The sequence below is a fragment of the Flavobacterium aeripolare genome, assembly GCF_013294025.1.
In the GTDB taxonomy this organism is placed as follows: Bacteria; Bacteroidota; Bacteroidia; order Flavobacteriales; family Flavobacteriaceae; genus Flavobacterium.
In genome coordinates, this window is record NZ_JABSNL010000029.1 from 1 (window position 1) to 1,755 (window position 1,755).

At 30.3% G+C, this 1,755-nt stretch carries 1 protein-coding gene; it reads left to right on the forward strand.

All coding sequences use genetic code 11. The features are described 5' to 3' along the window. Positions 1 to 222 precede the first annotated feature (222 nt). Positions 223 to 1,065, forward strand: a complete 843-nt coding sequence (locus HNQ00_RS16205; protein ID WP_173839547.1) for a hypothetical protein — start codon at positions 223 to 225, stop codon at positions 1,063 to 1,065. Positions 1,066 to 1,755 lie beyond the last annotated feature (690 nt).

Here is a 1,755-nt window from a genome sequence, read left to right on the forward strand (position 1 = left end):
TCCATTTAAAGGTAGAATAATTGGAATTCCAGCAGGAATGTATTTTAAAGCTGTAAAATAAATGCTTCTGCCAACAGCGGTTTGCAAAAATGGCGTAATATCTGGTAAATTCACGTTTATCTTTCACATGAAATTTTATCTTAGCCGAAAATAATCGGTCACGAAGTTCGCCACTTCTGCAAGCCGCGACACGTTAGCACCAATGCAAAAAAAAATCGTAATATGAATCAAGATTGGAATTCTTTTTTTTCTACAATTTCACAGTCAGCTTCAGCTATGATTGCAATAATTGGAGCATTTATTATTTCTAAATTAATCGGAGAAAATGAAAAGAAAGAAATTTTACAAGGACAAATAGATGACTTAAAAATAATTTTTGATGACGTTCTACTTAGAATTTCACATCGAGATTTTCATTGGTTAGATAAAAAAGAAATTGATAAAAATGATGATTTAGAAAACTCAGTAAAAGCTGGTGATTTTAATCGGTTGTCTGATGATCATAAACTTAAGAAACTATTTGAAATTATTCCTAATTTATACAGAACCGATGCTTGTTTGCCAGCATTAAAAAAGTTAATTATAGATTTGTCATCCAATAATTATGGATATAACGGAGACATTAGCAGAATGCTTAAGCCTTCACCAAGAATTAACGAAGAAAACGATAAAGTTAAAAATCTTAAAGTAGAAACTTATACTCTAATCAATAAGTTTAAAAAAACGAAAAATGATTGTAAGGTTGCTAAAAAAAATATGACACAAATTAAGAATATTATCTATCTTTTAATTGTTGGATTTTTTATCGCGGTTATATATCCTTTACATTTTATGCCATTGTCAGAAAATGAAAAACCCATAATTGAGTTTTCATTTAATGCTTTTGAAAATTCAGTATTTAGCTTTAAAGGAATTTTTATAATTATTCTTAGCTTAGTTTTTGTTAGTATTTTTGGCTATTTCATTTATTTTATAAACCAAATTGAAAACAGTTATGATAATTTTTATAATGAACTGTCAGACAAATATTTGAAATTGGAAAGTTATTCTCCATATTTCAAATAAGCACTGGTGCTAACAGCGGTTTGCAAAAATGGCGAAATATGTGGTAAATTCACGTTCATCTTTCGCAAGAAATTTTATCTTAGCCGAAAATAATCGGTCACGAAGTTCGCCACTTCTGCAAGCCGCGACACGTTAGTAGAGATAGCTCCTAAGTGGTCGATATTGCTATGCTTTCCTAAAATCAATAAGTAAATATTTATAGAATATTTACACAAAAACTCCTCTAAGCTTTGTTAAAAAATCACTTTGAAAAATAGCTACGGATACCAATTATGGAAAATATGATAGAAGCTGTTTATGATATAGTTTATTGCAAATTTCTCTTTTTAAAAAAGCCTGGCGATAAAATACATTTTAAGCAAGATTGTTTATGTTTAAGAGAGAGTAAATGATTCCAAATTTTGTTGGAATGCAATGGCAACGGCATATTAGTTGTGGTTACTGTGGGTTATTTACAAGCGTGTCTCTACCTCTACTAACAGCGGTTTGCAAAAATGGCTAAATATGTGGTAAATTCACGTTTATCCTTCGCAAGAAATTTTATCTTAGCCGAAAATAATCGGTTACGAAGTTCGCCACTTCTGCAAGCCGCGACACGTTGGCAGTAATGTTGAAAAAAAATCGCGTAAATAAATGAAAACAAATAAATTAGACGTTTACGAATTGGAAAATATAGAAGACTGCATTTCA

Excerpts from the sequence above, each read along its gene's own strand:
- HNQ00_RS16205 (WP_173839547.1), top strand. The coding sequence starts at position 223 with ATGAATCAAGATTGGAATTCTTTTTTTTCTACAATTTCACAGTCAGCT.